The sequence below is a fragment of the Xenorhabdus sp. PR6a genome (assembly GCF_028599065.1).
Lineage (GTDB): Bacteria > Pseudomonadota > Gammaproteobacteria > Enterobacterales > Enterobacteriaceae > Xenorhabdus > Xenorhabdus doucetiae.
Map to the genome: position 1 here is coordinate 1 of NZ_JAQRFJ010000038.1, position 18185 is coordinate 18185.

Sequence of the window (18185 nt, forward strand, 5' to 3'; positions counted from 1 at the left end):
TTCTTTGCTTCTTTTACTTTACCAATTACATCGACAATAGGCCATGTAGATAAAAAACAGAGAAAGTTGCTGAACAAGAACTATCTCTTTAATGTATTTCACCAGAGAGAATTAAGGAAAATATTATTATTTTCCATCCCCTCCAGTGGGGCATTTCAATTTATTAATACTTCATTGCCTCCACTGGCTGATACTTTTGCCAAATCAGGAGCTAATTTTTATGCTTTACTCAATATCAGTTGCATGGTAGCGGGCTTTCTCTCAGGACTACTTCTTTCCCGTAGAACAGTTAGTGAAAAATTTGTCCTTAACCATGCTCTCTTAATTAGTGCAATAGCAATTGTATTAATGATTGAGTTAAGTAATAAATATCTGATTGCTATTTTATTATTTGTGGTGGTGCTGTTCATAACCTGTCACATTATTTGTGTTCAAGTCAAATGTAATCAAGTGCCTAAACAGCAGGATGTTGGGAAGTTTATTATGTTGCGGACATCTATTGCTTCATTATCAAAAATAATATTTTCACTTGGTGCTGGGGCATTATTATCACTCTTTTCCCTGAAAACGACTTATTATCTGATGGTCGGTGTTTTGTTATTATTTTCCTTACAATGGTATCTATCTCGTCGTTGCGCATTTGATAAGGAGGAAAATAAATATGAATAATATGATTTATCGCCAATTAATGGTTTCACAGATTAATGTTCAAAAACGAGATTTTTTTCCAACTCTACCTGATATATTCGCACCTTGTGTATGGTCTTTATTGGGATGGAATACGATAACATTGAATAATTTTCTTCATGCAAAAAAAATCCTCGTCACCTTACCTCATGCCAGTCCTAATATTTTCTTTCCACGCGCTGGTGTCAGTAAATTTGTTACTGAAAAACAAAAAGAAGACGATGATTATTTTCATCTTAGACTCGTACTTACCCATACCAATTTTAGTGATCTTGGTTGGCGACCTTATGCTTGGTGGTATCTTAATGAAGAAGGGATATTAATAAAGCAATCTCTATTCAGCCGCAATAAAAGGAAAAAACATTACATTATTTCCAGCCAACCTCCCTTGTTCTTGAATAAACAACCTTATCCTCATTTTCTTGAAAAAGGTGTGCAATTAGCACAATATACTAACAACTTAGCACTTTCTTATATTGTCTTACAAGCCTGTCAGGAGCAATTATCTGGTTTTTCCCTTGCTGACAGAACACTTTATGTTCCTTTGGATACACTTATTTTACTGATGCAAACACTTGCCAAACAACAGCCTAAAGAGCATCCTTGGCTGTTAAATTTATTAATACATGCACAAAGCAGGGCATTTAGCGATCATCAACTGGAATATATTCATCAGTGGGAAAATGCTTATGTTTATGATAATTATACCAATATATCACTATTATTTCTGTTAGCACCCACCGCAATTGTCGGAGGTGTAAAGATGCAAAAATATTGGTCATATATTGTCGATAATGTCATAAGTATTAATGGAAAAATGACAATCCCGTGTCCGATACCACAATGTCTTGTTTTTCCTCAACGTCAAGAATATTTGTTACCTTATTCTCCTAAACAGAAGACATTACTCCAAATTCAAGAAGCAGATATTGAATACAGTCTTGCGATGGCAATGACTGAATATCAACTTTATGCTACGTAATAATTTCTTATGGATATAACAACGAAGAATAAATCGAAAAACGATCAGAAAGGATGAAATTTATTTGAAAGAGACTAGGTGGATCTAATAAAGACGGGAAAAATGAGCATTCAAATAATATGACTTGAATATCTCAATTTCCCGTATTCGTGTTTATCCCGTTTTCACGAGAATAAATTTATTGATCAACTGTTTTTTGCTAATCGGCGAGCAGGCGTATCATTGGCGACATAATATTTGGCCTGACTGCGTGGCAGGGGGGAAATTCCCCTGATTTTATCCGCCATTTTTTCCGCCATCATGATCACGGTGGCATTTAAGTTGCCGGTAATGATGGCTGGCATAATAGAAGCATCAATAACCCGCAGGTTTTCAATGCCATGCACGCGTCCTTGACCATCCACCACGGCCATTTCATCTGTCCCCATTTTGCAACTGCATGAGGGGTGAAAGGCGGTTTCGGCATGTTCACGAATAAAAGCGTCTAGCTGTTCATCGGACTGGATTTCAATACCGGGGCTGATTTCACGGCCACAATAGGGAGCCAGTGCCGGTTGTGCCATGATTTCCCGCGTAATGCGAATCGCCGCACGGAACTCCTGCCAATCTTGTTCGGTTGACATATAGTTGAATAAAATACTCGGATGCCGGCGTGGATCCTGTGAGGTAATTTTCACCCGCCCCCGGCTTGGCGAACGCATCGAACCCACATGCGCCTGAAAACCATGTTGATTGACGGCATTGCTGCCATTGTAATTAATCGCAACCGGCAGGAAGTGAAACTGGATATTTGGCCAGGCAAATTTTTCATGAGTACGAATAAAGCCACCCGCTTCAAATTGATTGCTGGCACCAATGCCTGTCCCTTTAAATAACCATTCAGCGCCAATTTGCGGTTGGTTATACCATTTCAACGCCGGATAGAGGGAAATGGGCTTGAGGCATTCATACTGCAAGTACATTTCAAGGTGATCTTGTAAGTTTTGCCCAACACCGGGCAATACCTGCACGGCAGGAATTGCCAAATCGTCTAATACTTTTGCGGGGCCAATGCCTGAACGTTGCAAAATCTGGGGCGAGGCGATCGCCCCCGCACAGAGCAAAACTTCTTTACGCGCTTTTGCATGCGTTAAGGTTGAGCTGTTGCCTTGATAAAAATTAACGCCAATGGCGGTCTTTCCGTCAAATTTGAGGGTATCAGTCAAAGCATGCGTCATAATCGTAAGATTGGGACGTGAACGGGCTTGATCCAGATAACCACGGGCGGTACTGGCACGGCGTCCTTTCAGGGTCACCGTGCGATCCATTGGCCCAAAGCCTTCTTGCTGATAGCCGTTCAAATCATCAGTGCGTGGATAACCGGCCTGAACGCCTGCTTTTACCATCGCGTGAAACAGTTCATTATTTCCCGCTTTGGGGGTTGTGACACTGACCGGACCATCGGCACCGTGATAGTCATTTTCGCCAATATCCCTTGACTCCGCTTTGCGAAAATAGGGCAAGCAATCAAGATAAGCCCAATCTTCCAGCCCCGGCTGGGCCGCCCAATGATCAAAATCCAGCGCATTGCCACGGATATAGCACATGCCATTGATGAGCGAAGAGCCACCAAGCCCTTTACCCCGCCCGCATTCCATGCGGCGGCGGTTCATATGGGGTTCGGGATCAGTTTCATACGCCCAGTTATAACGGGTTCCTTGCAAGGGATATGCCAGCGCCGCCGGCATTTGAGTACGGAAGTCAAAGCGGTAATCGGGTCCGCCCGCTTCCAGCAGCAGGACCGTGATAGTGGGATCTTCCGTTAAACGCGTTGCAAGTACGTTACCCGCTGACCCAGCACCGATAATAATGTAATCAAAATCCATTAGTTATCTCCTCTGTTTCAGGCATGGATTAAAATAGGGATGCAAAATTGCCCAGTTCCACCTGTATTGATTTGATTTGCGTGTAATGCTGGAGTGTGACCAGCCCATTTTCGCGGCCAACGCCAGAATGTTTATAACCACCGACAGGAACAGCGACCGGAGAATCTCCCCAGGTATTGATCCAGCAGATCCCGGCTTCTAACTGGTGGATCACGCGATGGGCGCGGGAAATATCTTGGGTGACTAAGCCGGCCGCCAGACCATAATCGGTGTTATTGGCGCGGGCAATGACTTCATCTTCCGTTTCATAAGTCAGGATAGACATCACCGGTCCAAAAATTTCTTCCCGTGTGATTAACATCTCATCGGTACAGTCACTAAACACCGTCGGTGCAACAAAGGCCCCTTGCGCCAGTTCGCCTTCCAGCAGGCGCTCACCGCCACAAAGCAGGCGGGCATGGCTGTTTTTGCCGCTTTCGATATAGCGTAAAACCGATTCCATATGTGGGAAGCTCACCAGCGGCCCAAAGTTCGTGTTGGGATCGAGGGGAGAACCAATCCGGATACGCTTAACACGTTCAAGAATTTTTGCTTCAAATTGTGGCAGCAGCGGCTTGGGGACAAAAACGCGGGTTCCGTTGGTACAAACCTGCCCTGAACTGAAAAAGTTGGCCATCATGGCAATATCCGCCGCCCGATCCAGATTGGCATCATCAAAAATGATCAGCGGGGATTTGCCGCCCAACTCCATCGTGACCTCTTTCAGGGATGAACCCGAAGCCTCGGCCATGACTTTTTTGCCTGTCGCAATCCCACCGGTAAAAGACATTTTGGCGATCTTAGGGTGAACCGCCAGATAGTGGCCGGTTTCGTGACCGGCTCCGGTCAGGACATTGAACACACCATCAGGCAAACCGGCTTTGGTATAGATTTCAGCTAGCTTCAACGTGGTGAGGGACGTCACTTCGCTGGGTTTGAAAATCATGGCATTGCCGGCCGCCAGCGCCGGGGCTGATTTCCACAGGGCGATTTGGATAGGGTAGTTCCATGCGCCGATGCCGGCGACGACGCCCAATGGTTCACGGCGTGTATAGAAGAAAGAAGATTCGCGCAGTGGAATTTGCTGCCCTTCAAGGGCGGGGATCAAACCCGCATAATATTCCAGTGCATCCGCACCGGAGACAATATCAACCAGCCGGGTTTCAGACAGGGGTTTGCCGGTATCCAGTGTCTCCAGTTCAGCCAGTTCATCGTTGCGTTCACGCAGGATATTCACGGCCTTGTGTAAGATCCGTGAACGTTCCACCGCGGTCATCGCTGCCCAGATTTTCTGTCCCTGCCGGGCGCTTTCTACCGCCAAATCAACATCTTGCTCTGTTGCGGATTGAAATTGAGCAATCACCTCGCCATTCGCGGGGTTAATGGCATCAAAAATGGAGTTGTCAGGATCGGTGCTATCCACATGGGCACCGTGGATATACAGTTTTTGTAATCCAAAATGGGTCATAGATCCTCCTCAACAGCCTGTTTATCAGGCTATAAGCCAAAACTCAGGTCATACCGATGCCCCGAGTTTCTGTTCAATGTAATCAAGGGTAATTTTGAATGTCCCTTCCAGGTCAAAAGGCTGCCGGCTTAATGCACTTCGCAGCCAAATGCCGTCAATCAATGCGGCAAGACCTTGCGCAGCCAAGCGTGCTTCTGCTTTTGGCATGACACGTTTAAATTCAACACAAATATTGGAATACAATCGGCGCTCATTGACTTGTTGTAACCGATAGAGATTAGGTTGATGCATACTGCTGGCCCAGAATGCCAGCCAGGTTTTCATGGCGGCACTGCTGGTCTGACTGGGATCAAAATTCCCTTCGACAATGGCTTTCAACCTTTGCGTGGGCGTTGCATTATCAAGCAGACGTAATCGGCGCGCGACTGCCATTCTTAGCTGCTGCAATAGATAACGCATGGTAGCTTCCAATAGCCCGTTTTTATCCTTGAAATAGTGGCTAATAATGCCGTTGGAAACCCCCGCTTTGCGGGCGATTTGCGCAATCGTGGCTTCCTGCATACCAACTTCATTAACCACGATTAATGTTGCATCAATGAGTTGCTGTTTTCTTATCGACTGTATTCCAATTTTTGGCATGATTTTAGGCTCAGAAGATCAATCATTCGGGCAGTATTAAACTTTTTTTTGATTGAACATTCAATCAAAATTAAATATGTTTTATTACAATCATTTTACAAACAGGAATCAAATTTATTTAACATGTCTTAAAATTTATTTAATATTCAAATTGTTACATGAGTTATGCTTTTTGCATTTTTTAATTATCTTCATTTCAGGAACTGCCTATGAACATACAAGACAGTCCAAAAAATAATCAGAAAGATAGCCTGAATTCTGTTGTTTTTTTCACCTCAGCCGGACTGATTATTGCATTTTCGCTATTCACTATTTTTTTCACCGAGGCAACCAGTGCCTGGATAAAAAATACACTGAATTGGGTATCTAAAACTTTTGGCTGGTACTATTTACTGGCGGCAACGCTTTACATTGTCTTTGTGGTTTTTGTTGCGTCTTCCCGTTTTGGTTCAATCAAATTGGGTCCAGAGCAATCCAAGCCGGAATTCAGTTTACTGAGTTGGGCGGCGATGTTGTTTGCCGCCGGAATAGGCATTGACTTGATGTTTTTCTCGGTGGCTGAACCTGTCACGCAATATATGCGGCCGCCAACGGGCCAGGGGGAAACCATTGAAGCAGCTCGTCAGGCGATGGTGTGGACGCTGTTCCACTATGGCCTGACGGGCTGGGCGATGTACGCCTTGATGGGCATTGCACTGGGATATTTTAGCTACCGTTATAACTTGCCGCTGACGATCCGCTCGGCACTTTATCCTATTTTTGGTCACCGCATTAAAGGCTTTATCGGCCATACGGTGGATATCGCGGCAGTCATAGGGACAATATTTGGCATTGCCACGACGCTGGGAATTGGCGTCGTGCAATTGAATTATGGTCTGAAAGTCCTGTTCGGATTACCGCAAGGATTGGGGGTTCAGGGAGGATTGATATTATTGTCGGTGGTGATAGCCATCATTTCGGTGACTTCCGGCGTCAACAAAGGCATTCGGTTTTTGTCCGAATTGAATGTGCTGCTGGCCCTTGGTCTGGTTTTGTTTCTTTTATTTATGGGTGATACGGAATTTTTGCTTAACGGATTGGTGCAGAACGTCGGGGATTATATCAGCCGTTTCATGGGCATGACGCTGAACAGTTTTGCCTTTGAACGTCCCACTGAATGGATGAATAACTGGACCCTGTTTTTCTGGGCATGGTGGGTCGCCTGGTCGCCATTTGTGGGATTGTTTTTGGCACGCATTTCCCGTGGCAGAACCATTCGCCAGTTTGTGACGGGAACATTAGTTATTCCCTTCGTTTTTACGCTGTTGTGGCTGTCGATTTTTGGTAACAGCGCGCTGTATGAAATTCTTCACGGTAATCGCCAATTGGCTGAAACCGTGCTACAACATCCAGAACAAGGTTTTTATCGTCTGCTGTCATTTTATCCGGCATTTACGTTCAGTGCTTCGGTTGCCACCATTACCGGATTGCTGTTTTATGTCACATCGGCGGACTCTGGCTCATTGGTGTTGGGTAATTTCACCTCAAACCTGAGTGATATCAATAATGACGCGCCAAATTGGTTGCGCGTTTTCTGGTCTGTGGCGATCGGGGTATTAACATTGGGCATTCTGATGACGAATGGCATTTCTGCTTTGCAAAATACCACGGTTATTATGGGGTTACCTTTTAGTTTTGTGATGTTCTTTGTGATGGCAGGGCTGTACAAATCCTTGCGGGTAGAAGATTTCCGTAAGGCCAGTGCATTGCACAATACGTCTCCTACGCTTGTTCATGACAATGGTTCCTTGAACTGGAAACAACGCCTAAGCCGTATGATGCATTTTCCGGGCACGAAAAATACCCAACGCATGCTGGATAGCGTATGCCGTCCGGCCATGTTGGACGTTGCCAAGGAGCTGGTGGTGCGCGGGGCGAAAGTTCAGTTTAATGCCCTGCCGCCGGAAGAGGATCGCCGGCTGAACCCACTTGAGCTGATTGTTGATTTGGGCGATGAACAGAATTTTGTCTATCAGATTTGGCCACAACGCTATTCTGTCCCTGGGTTTACTTATCGGGCAAGAGCGGGTAAATCTTACTATTATCGGCTGGAAACTTTCTTGATAGAAGGAACACAAGGTAATGATTTAATGGATTATACCAAAGAGCAAATCATCAGCGATATTCTTGATCATTATGAAAAACATCTTAATTTTATCCACCTTAATCGCGAAGCACCGGGACAAACCCTGATTTTTCCGAATTGAGGGTAACGTTGCCACTCGCAAGACGAAAACCGCTGATTATCTCCCCACAGCGCGGGGAGATAATCAATGTATCTTAAAGTACGGTGAGTCTATACGGTTATTACCCATTTTTTACTTGATAAGCCTCAGGATAGATTTTCCCGTAGTAACCATTTAATTGAGATTCTGGCATTTTTGATATTTCGACATATTTGGGTGAAAATAACACCAGGAATGAGATTAATCCCATTAAGGCAGAAAAAATGATTAATAAAATTCTGATATCATAGCTTTCTACCATATAGGTGGCAGAGATCATTCCCAATGGGATTGAAATAATACAAATGGCCAGGAATTTAGATTCCATCGTATTACGGTGAGATTCTGGTGTGGCAAGGCAGCGAATTGAGGTGGTATTGATATTATAAATCACTAAACCGATCCCGCAGATTAACATATAACTGCATAACCCGATTAATGAGGTTGCCGTAGATATGCCGGTTATACAGACAGCTATTGTGAGTGCTGAAATGAAAGCACTGTGCGCTTTGCAGAAAACTTTATTCATATATCTAATAATAAGGGTACTGCCAATCATCATACCCAGACCAAATGTAGCTTCGGCAATTCCCACTTGTAAGGCACTGAGTTTAAATTCATTGATGATAATCAGTGGGGTGATATAGGAGACTAATGGCACAACAGTGAAATTAAAAAAGGCAGCAACAATCACTAAACTTGCTTCTGTCGGGTTTTTGGTAATGATTTTAATATTGCCTATATGACTTTTATGTTGTTGTAACGGTTTTTCTTGTTGTTGGCTCTTGATAAAGTAAAAACCAATAATTGATGAAAGTGACATTAAAGCAATAAACATCAGAGCGCCATTGATATTTAAATAGTGGATGACAATACCCGATATGGCGGGGCCAAGTATAATGTTAACCGAGTTAACAATGCCTCGATATTTAAAGGCAGACTCTAATTTATTCTTATCACTAATTTCTGGCAGAATGCTTGTGCCAATGGGTTGGATAAGGATGGCTGAAATAGAAGCAAAAATAAATATAATGCTTAATGGGATATATAAATTTTTATCTATAAAGTTAGCAAGAATAAAAAGCAATGTCGTTGGGATGATACAGAGCAATACGACATTTTTTTTATTGAACCTGTCACCAAGATTACTCATGAAGACGAGAAATAAGACTTGGAAAAACCAGGATGAAAAAATAAACCATCCAAGTTGAAAATCCAGATTGAGCACTTCAATCATCCACCAGGAAAACAGCATACCAAATGCTCTTGTCGAGGAGGTGAATAAGATATCAGAGATTTGATATAGAAAAAATGAAATATTATTTTTCATTATTACCCTTATCTTTATTGATAACCCTGTTTATTTATAAATTTCAGAAATGGTACAGCTAAAATGTATTTATGTCACTTTTATCATAGAGCTCATTAGCAGGATAAGTTAGTGGCGATAATAAGCGAATTTCGTCTTGCGAGCTGCAACTTGCAATTTATAGGGGATATATCGATATTTGTTTTTAATTTATCGTGGTGACTTTTTCATCTTAATAATATTTAAGATGTAGTTATTTATTTAGCTAGAGTTTTATCATCTCTCTGTGTATATTTATACAGTAATCTGGCATGGGGAGATCAAATGCGCAAAATTATTCATATTGATATGGATTGCTTTTTTGCTGCCATTGAAATGCGGGATAATCCATTACTCCGCAACATGCCTATTGCAGTAGGCGGAAGTGCTGATCGAAGGGGGGTCATTAGTACGGCAAATTATCCCGCCCGCCGTTTTGGGGTGCACAGTGCGATGTCCACGGCAATGGCATTAAAACTTTGTCCTCAATTGAAAGTCATCCCCGGCAGGATGGCGCTTTATAAAGAAGTCTCTCAACATATCCGTCAAATTTTTTCCCGCTACACTGAATTGATCGAACCGCTTTCTTGGGATGAAGCCTATCTGGATGTGACGAATTGCCGTTATTGCCACGGCTCCGCCACTTTGATTGCCCAGGAAATCCGTCAGGTCATTTTTGATGAATTGCAGTTAACCGCCTCTGCGGGTGTGGCACCGGTCAGGTTTTTAGCCAAGATAGCCTCTGATATCAATAAACCTAATGGGCAATATGTTATCTCCCCCGAACAGGTCGAAACTTTTGTTAATTCGCTGCCATTACGCAAAATTCCCGGTGTCGGAAAAGTCACGGCTAAGCGCCTGTCAGGTATGGGATTAGAAACCTGCTCTGATGTTCAGCGATACGATAAGTTGGCGTTAATAAAAAGCTTGGGTAAGTTTGGTCTGGTGCTTTGGGAGCGCTGCCACGGAATTGATGAGAGACAAATTACGCCTGAACGCTTGCGTAAATCTGTCGGAGTGGAAAAAACCTTGGCGCAGGATATTTATGAGTGGGACGAGTGTGTTGAACTGATTGAAAAACTTTATCCTGAGCTGGAAAGACGGCTGGAAAAGGTAAAACCTGATTTTCGAATTGCCCGTCAGGGTATCAAGTTGAAGTTTGATGATTTTCAATTGACGACACAGGAGCACGTCCATCCTATGCTGGATAAACACGATCTGATTCAGGTTGCAAAACAGGCTTGGGAAACACGCAGGGTAGGCCGGGGAGTCAGGTTGGTTGGGCTGCATGTGACATTACAAAATCCACAATTGGAACGTCAGCTTTTATTGGAATGGTAAGGTTATTGGAATGGTGAGGCGCAGAATCTCCCCCACAAGCTGATGGCAGGGGAGAGACAACCTATTTTCGATTATTTTTTATTCCTTGGCCGGAATCGCTTTCAGAATGGCAGTGAGTAGCTGCCAATATTGACCGACGCTTTTAATATGAACTTTCTCATCAGGGGAGTGAGCCCTCCGAATCGTTGGGCCGATAGAGACCATGTCCATATCAGGATAGGGTTTTTTGAACAGGCCACACTCCAATCCGGCATGGATCACCATGATATTCGGTGTCTTATCGAAGAGTTGGTGATAAGTTTCACGAACTAAATACATGATGGGCGAATCGGCATCAGGCTGCCAGCCGGGATAGCTGCCGCTTGCGACGGTTTCTGCACCAGACAGTTTTGCCAGAGAATGCAACATTTCAACAACATAATCCTTTCCACTTTCGATCAGTGAACGGATCAGGCAAATAACCTCAGCTTTCTCTTCATCCATCGTCACAACACCCACGTTCAGTGAAGTTTCTACCACTCCTTTGGCGACATCACTCATCCGAATAACGCCATTAGGCATACTATTGAGCAAGGATACAAAGCGAGTCTGGCAATCCGCTGTTAATGGTTGCGATGAGGCTTCGGTTTCATCCAGCAGGAGGGTGAGATGGTGTTCAACAACCGCGTATTCGTTTTGCAATGTTTCCAGATAGTGATCTTTCAACTGATACAGCTTTTCAACTTGGCCGGCAGGCACCGCAATCACGGCAGAACCTTCACGAGGGATGGCATTGCGCAGGGTTCCACCTTGCAGATGGATTAATTTCAGTGCCAACTCATCGGCATACATCGCCAGGAAACGCGCCAGTAATTTGTTGGCGTTGCCCAATCCCAGATGGATATCGCCGCCAGAGTGACCCCCTTTTAATCCTTTAATCGTCAGTTGCAAGGTCTTGTAGTTAGCTGGCAGGGCTTCACGGGACAGGGGTAAGGTGGTGACAAAATCAATGCCACCCGCACAACCCATGTAAATTTCGCCTTCTTCTTCTGAATCGGTATTGATCAGAATATCCGCTTGCAGCCAGCCAGATTTCAGGCCGAAAGCACCATCCATACCTGCCTCTTCGGTCATGGTCAGTAAAACTTCCAAGGGGCCATGTTTGACCGATTCGTCCGCCAATACCGCCAGAGCGGAAGCCATGCCGATACCGTTATCCGCGCCCAACGTTGTCCCATCAGCTGTGACCCAATCATCATCAATATAAGGGCGGATAGGATATTGGGTGAAATCGTGTTGGGTATCGTTATTTTTCTGTGGAACCATATCAAGGTGCGCTTGAAGTGCAACAGCCTTGCGATTTTCCATGCCTTTTGAAGCGGGCTTTCTGATCAAAATATTGCCCACGTCATCTCGTTCTACATGGAACTCTTTGCTTTTTGCCCACTCAATGATATGGGATGCGAGGGCTTCTTCGTGATAGGAAGGGTGAGGAATAGCGCAGATTTGGGCAAAAATATCCCACAGTGGTTGGGGGGATAAGGTTGATAATTCGGACACGGCGGATCTCCTGTAACAGTATCTTGGTGAGAAGAAAAGGGTAATGTTTGACACATTAGGGCGTTCCTGTCATTTGTGTTGCCTTAATGTCCATGCCACGCTGGAGAATATCATTTTATTGTCGGCAATGGGCAGTTAGAATGAGGCCTTACCTTGTTTTTGCTGGTTTTTGTCTGTTCAAATCACTATAATCTCGCGCAACTTTTTTCCGCAAAAAAACGCTTTTCTGAAATATTCTTTAGTTTCCAGGATTTAATTTTATGAGTGAAAAATATGTTGTAACGTGGGATATGTTGCAAATACATGCCCGTCAATTGGCGCAACGTTTACTTCCTGTAGAACAGTGGAAAGGCATTATTGCCGTTAGCCGTGGTGGCCTGGTTCCGGGGGCGTTACTGGCGCGTGAATTGGGTATCCGTCATGTCGATACTGTCTGCATCTCCAGCTATGATCACGATAATCAGCGCGAGTTGAAAATATTGAAAAAAGCGGAAGGTGACGGTGAAGGTTTCATTGTTGTCGATGATCTGGTTGATACCGGAGGGACTGCTCAGACCATCCGTGAAATGTATCCGAAAGCCCACTTTGTCACGATTTTTGCCAAACCCGCTGGTCGCCCGCTTGTGGATGATTACGTTGTTGATATTGCTCAAAACACTTGGATTGAGCAACCGTGGGATATGGGCGTGATGTTCGTTCCACCTATTTGTGATAAACCTATTTGTGATAAGCAGTAAAATTTTTCTTTTGTCATGACTAAACAAAACCTTTCAGAATCGTTGTTTAAACCTCGGCTTAAGCATCGGGAAACCTCTACACTGGTGAAATATACTCACCCACAGTCTATTACTGCCAGTGATAGTCTGCTTGGTGGAGAGCGCCGCGAGCGTTGGTATCGAATGATCAATTGGCTCGCTTGGATCTGGAGGGGTGTCAATCCGCTGGAGATCCAAGATGTCCTCAGCCGGATTGCCGTGACAGATGCCGAGCGCAGTACTGAACATTTGTTGGATACTGTGATCGGCTATCGTAAAGGAAACTGGGCATTTGAATGGTCTCAACAGGCCATGTACTGGCAACAGGAAGCGTTGGATACTGAAGATGCAGAAAAAGCCGGATCATGTTGGTTAAAGGCCGCAACGTTATACAGTATTGCCGCTTATCCGCATTTACGCGGTGATGAACTGGCCGATCAGGCTATTGTGCTGGCGAATAAAGCCTATGAAAACGCCGCGCGTTTTTCTGACTATGAATTGAAAAAATTGGAATTCCAGTTGGAAGGCGGCAAAAGCGTTACGGGATTATTGCACCTGCCTGCCCACGTACAGGGGCCTTGCCCAACGATATTAGTTTGTGCCAGCCTTGATAATGTGCAGAGTGATTGCTGGCGATTATTCCGTGAACACTTCTCGCCTCTTGGCTTTGCCATGTTAACGGTGGATATGCCTTCTGTCGGTTATTCCGCCAAATTTCCCTTGACGCAGGATACCTGCGCCCTTCATCAACAAGTTTTGCAACAGTTAAATAGCGTGCCGTGGATTGACCATACCCGTGTCGGGGTATTTGGCTTTCGTTTTGGCGCGAATATCGCGGTCCGTCTTGCTTATCTGGAACCGAAACTGGTTAAAGGCGTCGCGGTAGTCGGTCCGATTGTCCATGAACTACTGCATAATGAAAAATTACAGCAGAAAATTCCGTCAATGTATATCGACGTATTGGCCAGCCGCTTGGGTATTTATCACGTTGATGAAGAGCGATTGCGTGCAGAGCTGAACTGTTATTCGTTGAAAAAACAAGGGTTGTTGGGGCGCCGTTGTACTGTACCCATGCTTTCGGTGTATTGGCAAGATGATATTTTCAGTCCACGGCAAGACTCGAAGTTAATCGCCATGTCCTCAATGGACGGTTCATTGCGGGCGATCCCTGCGACCTCCGTTTATAGTGGTTTCAATAAGGCATTACACGAAATAAGTGTATGGTTGAAAGATAAAGTTTTATAAAACAAAATTTAATACTTGATATTTTTTAATCGTTTGATACAAAGGTGTTCTGTATATAAGGAGACCTTTGTATGACTTTACCTGCAAGTTATTCTAAAAATAGGTTGTTGAAGAGTTTTTCTGCATTAGGGCCGTATGTACGTGAATTAAAATGCCAAAATGGTTATTTTTTCTTTGACTGTTTAGCTGTTTGCGTCAGTGCCAAAGTGGCGCCAGAGAAACGTGAATTTTGGGGATGGTGGTTAGAGTTACAAGAGCAAGGGCAGGGGTTTGTTTATCATTATCAGATAGGCTTATTTGATAAAAAGGGGGAATGGCAGGCCATGAATATTAAAAGAAAGGCCGATCTTGAGCACCTTGAATCCACTTTGCAGGCATTCCACAAACGTCTGGCTGACTCCCTTGACACGCTTAAACTGAGATTAGTCCCCTCCGAGAACACCGTTACCCTTCAAACACAAGTGATGGCATAATTTTGTTTTTAACCCGCTTTTTTTAAATATTGCGTTATGTCAGTTGGCATAACGCTTCTCTCCTGTTAAAACTGAACACTGTTTTTTCAAATTATTTTTTTCAAATTAAATAGCGTTTCAAACTGACAGGAGTCAATCTTGTCCCGGCGGCGCGCGGGACAAGATTGCAAGCTCTCACTATGATGAAATTTTATATAACAGTAATGGCAGAAATATGATGAATGGCAGCCAAACATTGGTTGTGAAACTGGGGACGAGTGTATTGACTGGTGGCTCTCGTCGTTTGAATCGTGCCCACATTGTGGAACTGGTTCGTCAGTGTGCCCAACAGCATGAAAAAGGCCACCGCATTATTATTGTGACTTCCGGGGCAATTGCCGCCGGACGTGAACATTTAGGCTATCCTGATCTGCCGGCAACCATTGCTTCAAAGCAGTTGTTGGCCGCGGTTGGGCAAAGTCGCTTGATCCAACTGTGGGAACAACTTTTTTCGATTTATGGTATCCATGTCGGGCAAATGCTTCTGACCCGTGCGGATTTGGAAGATCGTGAACGCTTCCTGAATGCGAGGGATACCCTTCAGGCTTTGCTGGATAATCACATTGTCCCCATCATTAATGAAAACGATGCCGTGGCGACAGCAGAAATTAAAGTGGGTGACAATGATAATCTGTCTGCGCTGGCGGCTATTCTGGGCAGTGCAGATAAGTTATTGCTTCTGACCGACATCGAAGGGCTTTATACCGCCGATCCCCGTAGTAACCCGGATGCAACATTGATCGCTGAAGTCCATGACATCAGTGATGAACTGAAAATGATGGCCGGGGACAGTGTTTCGGGTTTAGGTACGGGCGGAATGGCAACAAAACTTCAGGCGGCGGGCGTGGCGGGGCGTGCGGGTATTGATGTGATTATTGCCGCAGGTAACCGGGCGGGCGTGATTGCTGATGTTATTGACGGGGAATCGGTTGGGACGCTCTTTCATGGTCTGGCTAGCCCAATGGAAAATCGCAAGCGTTGGATCTTTGGCGCACCGCCGGCCGGGGAAATTATTGTCGATCATGGTGCAGAAGCGGCGATTATTGGGAAAGGCAGTTCGTTGCTGCCCAAGGGGATCAAAAACGTTAAAGGTGATTTTTCCCGCGGTGAAGTCATCTGCATTCGTAGTTTATCAGGCAAAGATTTGGCTCATGGCGTATGCCGTTACAACAGTGATGCTTTACGCCTGATTGCCGGCCACCATTCACAGCAAATTAGCCAGATACTGGGTTATGAATATGGCGCTGTGGCGGTTCACCGTGACGATTTGATCGTCATTTAATGAATTGATCGTGAGTTAAGGATTTCACCATGCTAGAGCAGATGGGAAAAGCGGCCAAAGCCGCATCGTGGCAGTTGGCGCAATTAAGTACCAAGCAGAAAAACCAAGCGTTAAATCACATTGCTGATTTGTTGGAGAGCGAAATGGCCGTGATCCTGGCTGCCAACCAGCAAGATATGCAGGAAGCCCGCGAACAGGGAATGAGTGAGGCGCTGCTCGATCGGTTATTACTGACGCCTGAACGGCTGAGTGCTATCGCTGATGACGTGCGTCAAGTCTGCCGTTTGGCTGATCCGGTAGGGCAAGTCATTGATGGGCAATTATTGGATAATGGGTTGCAATTGAGCCGTCGACGGGTTCCTTTGGGCGTGATTGGCGTGATTTATGAAGCCCGGCCGAATGTGACCATTGATGTGGCATCGTTATGCCTGAAAACCGGTAATGCCGTGATACTGCGTGGCGGCAAAGAGACTCACCATACTAATCAAGCGATGGTTAAAGTCATACAGCAGGCACTGGAGCAAAGTGGTTTGCCGGCTGCTGCGGTTCAGGCGATCAATAAACCCGATCGTGAATTAGTTGCTGAATTGCTGAAAATGGATCGTTATGTCGATATGCTGATCCCGCGTGGCGGGGCAGGGTTGCATAAATTGTGCCGGGAACAATCAACGATCCCTGTAATTACGGGCGGGATTGGGGTTTGTCACACATTTGTGGATGAAACCATCAATATTGAAAAAGCGCTGGAAATCATTACCAATGCGAAAGTTCAGCGTCCAAGTGCCTGTAATTCACTGGAAACGTTATTAGTCCATGAAAAAATAGCCGCCGATTTTCTGCCCGTTTTGAGCAGTAAAATGAAAGAGCAGGGAGTGACATTGCACGCCAGCAAATCAGCGATGGTATTGCTGAAAGAGGGGCCGGCAACCGTCGTTGAAGTGGCAGAAGCCGATTACTGTGATGAATGGCTGTCTTTGGATATGAATGTGGCCATTGTCAGTGATATTGACCACGCTATTGAACACATTCGTACTTATGGCACCGCCCACTCTGATGCCATCCTGACGGAATCTTTGGCGCAGGCTGATTACTTTGTGCGCCATGTGGATTCAGCCGCGGTCTATGTGAATGCCAGCACGCGTTTTACTGATGGGGGGCAATTTGGTTTGGGCGCAGAAGTGGCTGTCAGTACCCAGAAATTACACTCCCGTGGCCCGATGGGGCTCGATGCACTGACAACTTATAAGTGGGTTGGTTATGGTGATTATTTACCTCGCCGTTAACCCATCTTACTTTAATTAGAATCTTGTTGAACTATGTTAGGTCACACTTAATTTTAAGTGTGACTTTTTGCGCCATCAAAAATACCTTTTTACACCAGTGTAAACATTTGGTTACTATGCTCGTCATGTTCAAGATGCATTGATTATCTCCCCGCAGCGCGGGGAGATAATCAGTTGCTTTCGCTTTGCGAGCTGCAACTTGAAGTTTATAGGGTATATACTTTATGTTTAGGCTTAATTTTATAGACTCTTCGGCAAAATGACTCTTCGGGAACACGACTCTTCAGGAAAATAATGAAATGAAACAAACTCTATTCATCATAGGTGCACGAGGTGCAGGGAAGACGACAATAGGTAAGTTGTTGTCTGAGGCATTGTCGTATAAATTTGTTGACACCGATGAAAGTATTCAGGCTATAAGTAAAATGACGATAGCTGATCTGGTTGAACAACATGGCTGGGGGCATTTCAGAAAATTGGAAAGCCAGACGTTGCAAGCGGTTAGCCAGAGTGAACATGTTATTTCAACCGGTGGGGGAATGATATTGTCGCTTGAGAATCGCCAATATATGCGACAAAATGGCGTTGTGATTTATTTACAAGCTTCCGCGGAAGTTTTAAGCCAACGGTTGTCCCTCAATCCAGAGAATTCACAGCGTCCCAGCCTGACAGGGAAGTCCATCATCGAAGAAATGGAAGGAATACTGGTTGAAAGAGAACCTTTATACCGAGAGTGTGCCAATTTTATCGTCAATGCCAATCTTGCAACAGAAGATATCGTATCTCGCGTTAAATCTTATATCTTAGGCCAGAAAAACAAACTAATTTGATATATTAAGGGCGTTTGAATTTATTTTCTATTCGGCAAGGAAATCTTATATAACAGATGGCCTATACAATTTATAGTATCACTCTATTTACTCACTTTAATTTTAT

Annotated in this window: 14 protein-coding genes and 1 pseudogene; 10 read left to right on the top strand and 5 right to left on the bottom strand. The window is 44.6% G+C overall.

Annotated features, from left to right (window positions below; translation table 11 throughout):
• Positions 1 to 669, top strand: a pseudogene (locus PSI15_RS11320) (hypothetical protein); the annotation flags it as partial.
• Positions 662 to 1669 carry a hypothetical protein gene (locus PSI15_RS11325; protein WP_273583633.1) on the top strand — a complete coding sequence of 336 codons (1008 nt, stop codon included), beginning with the start codon at positions 662 to 664 and terminating at the stop codon, positions 1667 to 1669. The pseudogene PSI15_RS11320 and the gene PSI15_RS11325, both read left to right, overlap by 8 nt.
• Before the next feature lie 185 nt (positions 1670 to 1854).
• On the opposite strand, the gene betA is transcribed toward PSI15_RS11325, so the two are convergent.
• The 3 genes from betA to betI are packed head-to-tail and all read right to left on the bottom strand — an operon-like array spanning position 1855 to position 5680.
• On the bottom strand, positions 1855 to 3534 hold the full coding sequence (gene betA, locus PSI15_RS11330) for a choline dehydrogenase (RefSeq protein WP_273583634.1): 1680 nt from the start codon (positions 3532 to 3534) through the stop codon (positions 1855 to 1857).
• A 28-nt stretch (positions 3535 to 3562) separates the two neighbouring features.
• Complete coding sequence (gene betB, locus PSI15_RS11335) at positions 3563 to 5041, bottom strand: betaine-aldehyde dehydrogenase (protein ID WP_273583635.1); 1479 nt, start codon at positions 5039 to 5041, stop codon at positions 3563 to 3565.
• A 48-nt stretch (positions 5042 to 5089) separates the two neighbouring features.
• The gene (gene betI / locus PSI15_RS11340; protein WP_273583636.1) at positions 5090 to 5680 is read right to left on the bottom strand and encodes a transcriptional regulator BetI; all 591 of its coding nucleotides are present in this window, start codon (positions 5678 to 5680) and stop codon (positions 5090 to 5092) included.
• A 209-nt stretch (positions 5681 to 5889) separates the two neighbouring features.
• Between betI and PSI15_RS11345 the strand changes: the two genes are divergently transcribed.
• Positions 5890 to 7926 (top strand): choline transporter, encoded by a 2037-nt coding sequence (locus PSI15_RS11345; RefSeq protein WP_273583637.1) that lies wholly within the window; start codon positions 5890 to 5892, stop codon positions 7924 to 7926.
• Between the two features lie 100 nt (positions 7927 to 8026).
• Here PSI15_RS11345 and PSI15_RS11350 read toward each other — a convergent pair whose 3' ends face one another.
• Complete coding sequence (locus PSI15_RS11350; protein WP_273583638.1) at positions 8027 to 9274, bottom strand: MFS transporter; 1248 nt, start codon at positions 9272 to 9274, stop codon at positions 8027 to 8029.
• Between the two features lie 303 nt (positions 9275 to 9577).
• On the opposite strand from PSI15_RS11350, the gene dinB reads away from it, so the two are divergent.
• Entirely contained in the window at positions 9578 to 10633 is a 1056-nt protein-coding gene (gene dinB, locus PSI15_RS11355; RefSeq protein WP_273583639.1) for a DNA polymerase IV, read from the top strand.
• Positions 10634 to 10711: 78 nt separating this feature from the next.
• Here dinB and pepD read toward each other — a convergent pair whose 3' ends face one another.
• Positions 10712 to 12172: a beta-Ala-His dipeptidase gene (gene pepD, locus PSI15_RS11360; RefSeq protein ID WP_273583640.1), complete on the bottom strand. Its 1461-nt coding sequence runs from the start codon at positions 12170 to 12172 to the stop codon at positions 10712 to 10714.
• 260 nt (positions 12173 to 12432) lie between these two features.
• Here pepD and gpt point away from each other — a divergent pair, with 260 nt between their 5' ends.
• The 6 genes from gpt to aroL all read left to right on the top strand — a co-directional run bounded on the left by gpt (position 12433) and on the right by aroL (position 18079).
• Positions 12433 to 12909 carry a xanthine phosphoribosyltransferase gene (gene gpt, locus PSI15_RS11365; RefSeq protein ID WP_273583641.1) on the top strand — a complete coding sequence of 159 codons (477 nt, stop codon included), beginning with the start codon at positions 12433 to 12435 and terminating at the stop codon, positions 12907 to 12909.
• Between the two features lie 15 nt (positions 12910 to 12924).
• The gene (gene frsA / locus PSI15_RS11370; protein WP_273583642.1) at positions 12925 to 14172 is read left to right on the top strand and encodes an esterase FrsA; all 1248 of its coding nucleotides are present in this window, start codon (positions 12925 to 12927) and stop codon (positions 14170 to 14172) included.
• A gap of 71 nt (positions 14173 to 14243) precedes the next feature.
• Complete coding sequence (gene crl / locus PSI15_RS11375; protein WP_273583643.1) at positions 14244 to 14645, top strand: sigma factor-binding protein Crl; 402 nt, start codon at positions 14244 to 14246, stop codon at positions 14643 to 14645.
• 217 nt (positions 14646 to 14862) lie between these two features.
• On the top strand, positions 14863 to 15966 hold the full coding sequence (gene proB / locus PSI15_RS11380) for a glutamate 5-kinase (protein ID WP_443256088.1): 1104 nt from the start codon (positions 14863 to 14865) through the stop codon (positions 15964 to 15966).
• Positions 15967 to 15995: 29 nt separating this feature from the next.
• On the top strand, positions 15996 to 17249 hold the full coding sequence (gene proA / locus PSI15_RS11385) for a glutamate-5-semialdehyde dehydrogenase (protein WP_273583645.1): 1254 nt from the start codon (positions 15996 to 15998) through the stop codon (positions 17247 to 17249).
• 299 nt (positions 17250 to 17548) lie between these two features.
• Positions 17549 to 18079, top strand: a complete 531-nt coding sequence (aroL, locus tag PSI15_RS11390; RefSeq protein WP_273583646.1) for a shikimate kinase AroL — start codon at positions 17549 to 17551, stop codon at positions 18077 to 18079.
• The last annotated feature ends 106 nt before the right edge of the window (positions 18080 to 18185 follow it).

Excerpts from the sequence above, each read along its gene's own strand:
- PSI15_RS11325 (WP_273583633.1), top strand. The coding sequence starts at position 662 with ATGAATAATATGATTTATCGCCAATTAATGGTTTCACAGATTAATGTT.
- betA (WP_273583634.1), bottom strand. The coding sequence starts at position 3,534 with ATGGATTTTGATTACATTATTATCGGTGCTGGGTCAGCGGGTAACGTA.
- betB (WP_273583635.1), bottom strand. The coding sequence starts at position 5,041 with ATGACCCATTTTGGATTACAAAAACTGTATATCCACGGTGCCCATGTG.
- betI (WP_273583636.1), bottom strand. The coding sequence starts at position 5,680 with ATGCCAAAAATTGGAATACAGTCGATAAGAAAACAGCAACTCATTGAT.
- PSI15_RS11345 (WP_273583637.1), top strand. The coding sequence starts at position 5,890 with ATGAACATACAAGACAGTCCAAAAAATAATCAGAAAGATAGCCTGAAT.
- PSI15_RS11350 (WP_273583638.1), bottom strand. The coding sequence starts at position 9,274 with ATGAAAAATAATATTTCATTTTTTCTATATCAAATCTCTGATATCTTA.
- dinB (WP_273583639.1), top strand. The coding sequence starts at position 9,578 with ATGCGCAAAATTATTCATATTGATATGGATTGCTTTTTTGCTGCCATT.
- gpt (WP_273583641.1), top strand. The coding sequence starts at position 12,433 with ATGAGTGAAAAATATGTTGTAACGTGGGATATGTTGCAAATACATGCC.
- frsA (WP_273583642.1), top strand. The coding sequence starts at position 12,925 with ATGACTAAACAAAACCTTTCAGAATCGTTGTTTAAACCTCGGCTTAAG.
- crl (WP_273583643.1), top strand. The coding sequence starts at position 14,244 with ATGACTTTACCTGCAAGTTATTCTAAAAATAGGTTGTTGAAGAGTTTT.
- proB (WP_443256088.1), top strand. The coding sequence starts at position 14,863 with ATGAATGGCAGCCAAACATTGGTTGTGAAACTGGGGACGAGTGTATTG.
- proA (WP_273583645.1), top strand. The coding sequence starts at position 15,996 with ATGCTAGAGCAGATGGGAAAAGCGGCCAAAGCCGCATCGTGGCAGTTG.
- aroL (WP_273583646.1), top strand. The coding sequence starts at position 17,549 with ATGAAACAAACTCTATTCATCATAGGTGCACGAGGTGCAGGGAAGACG.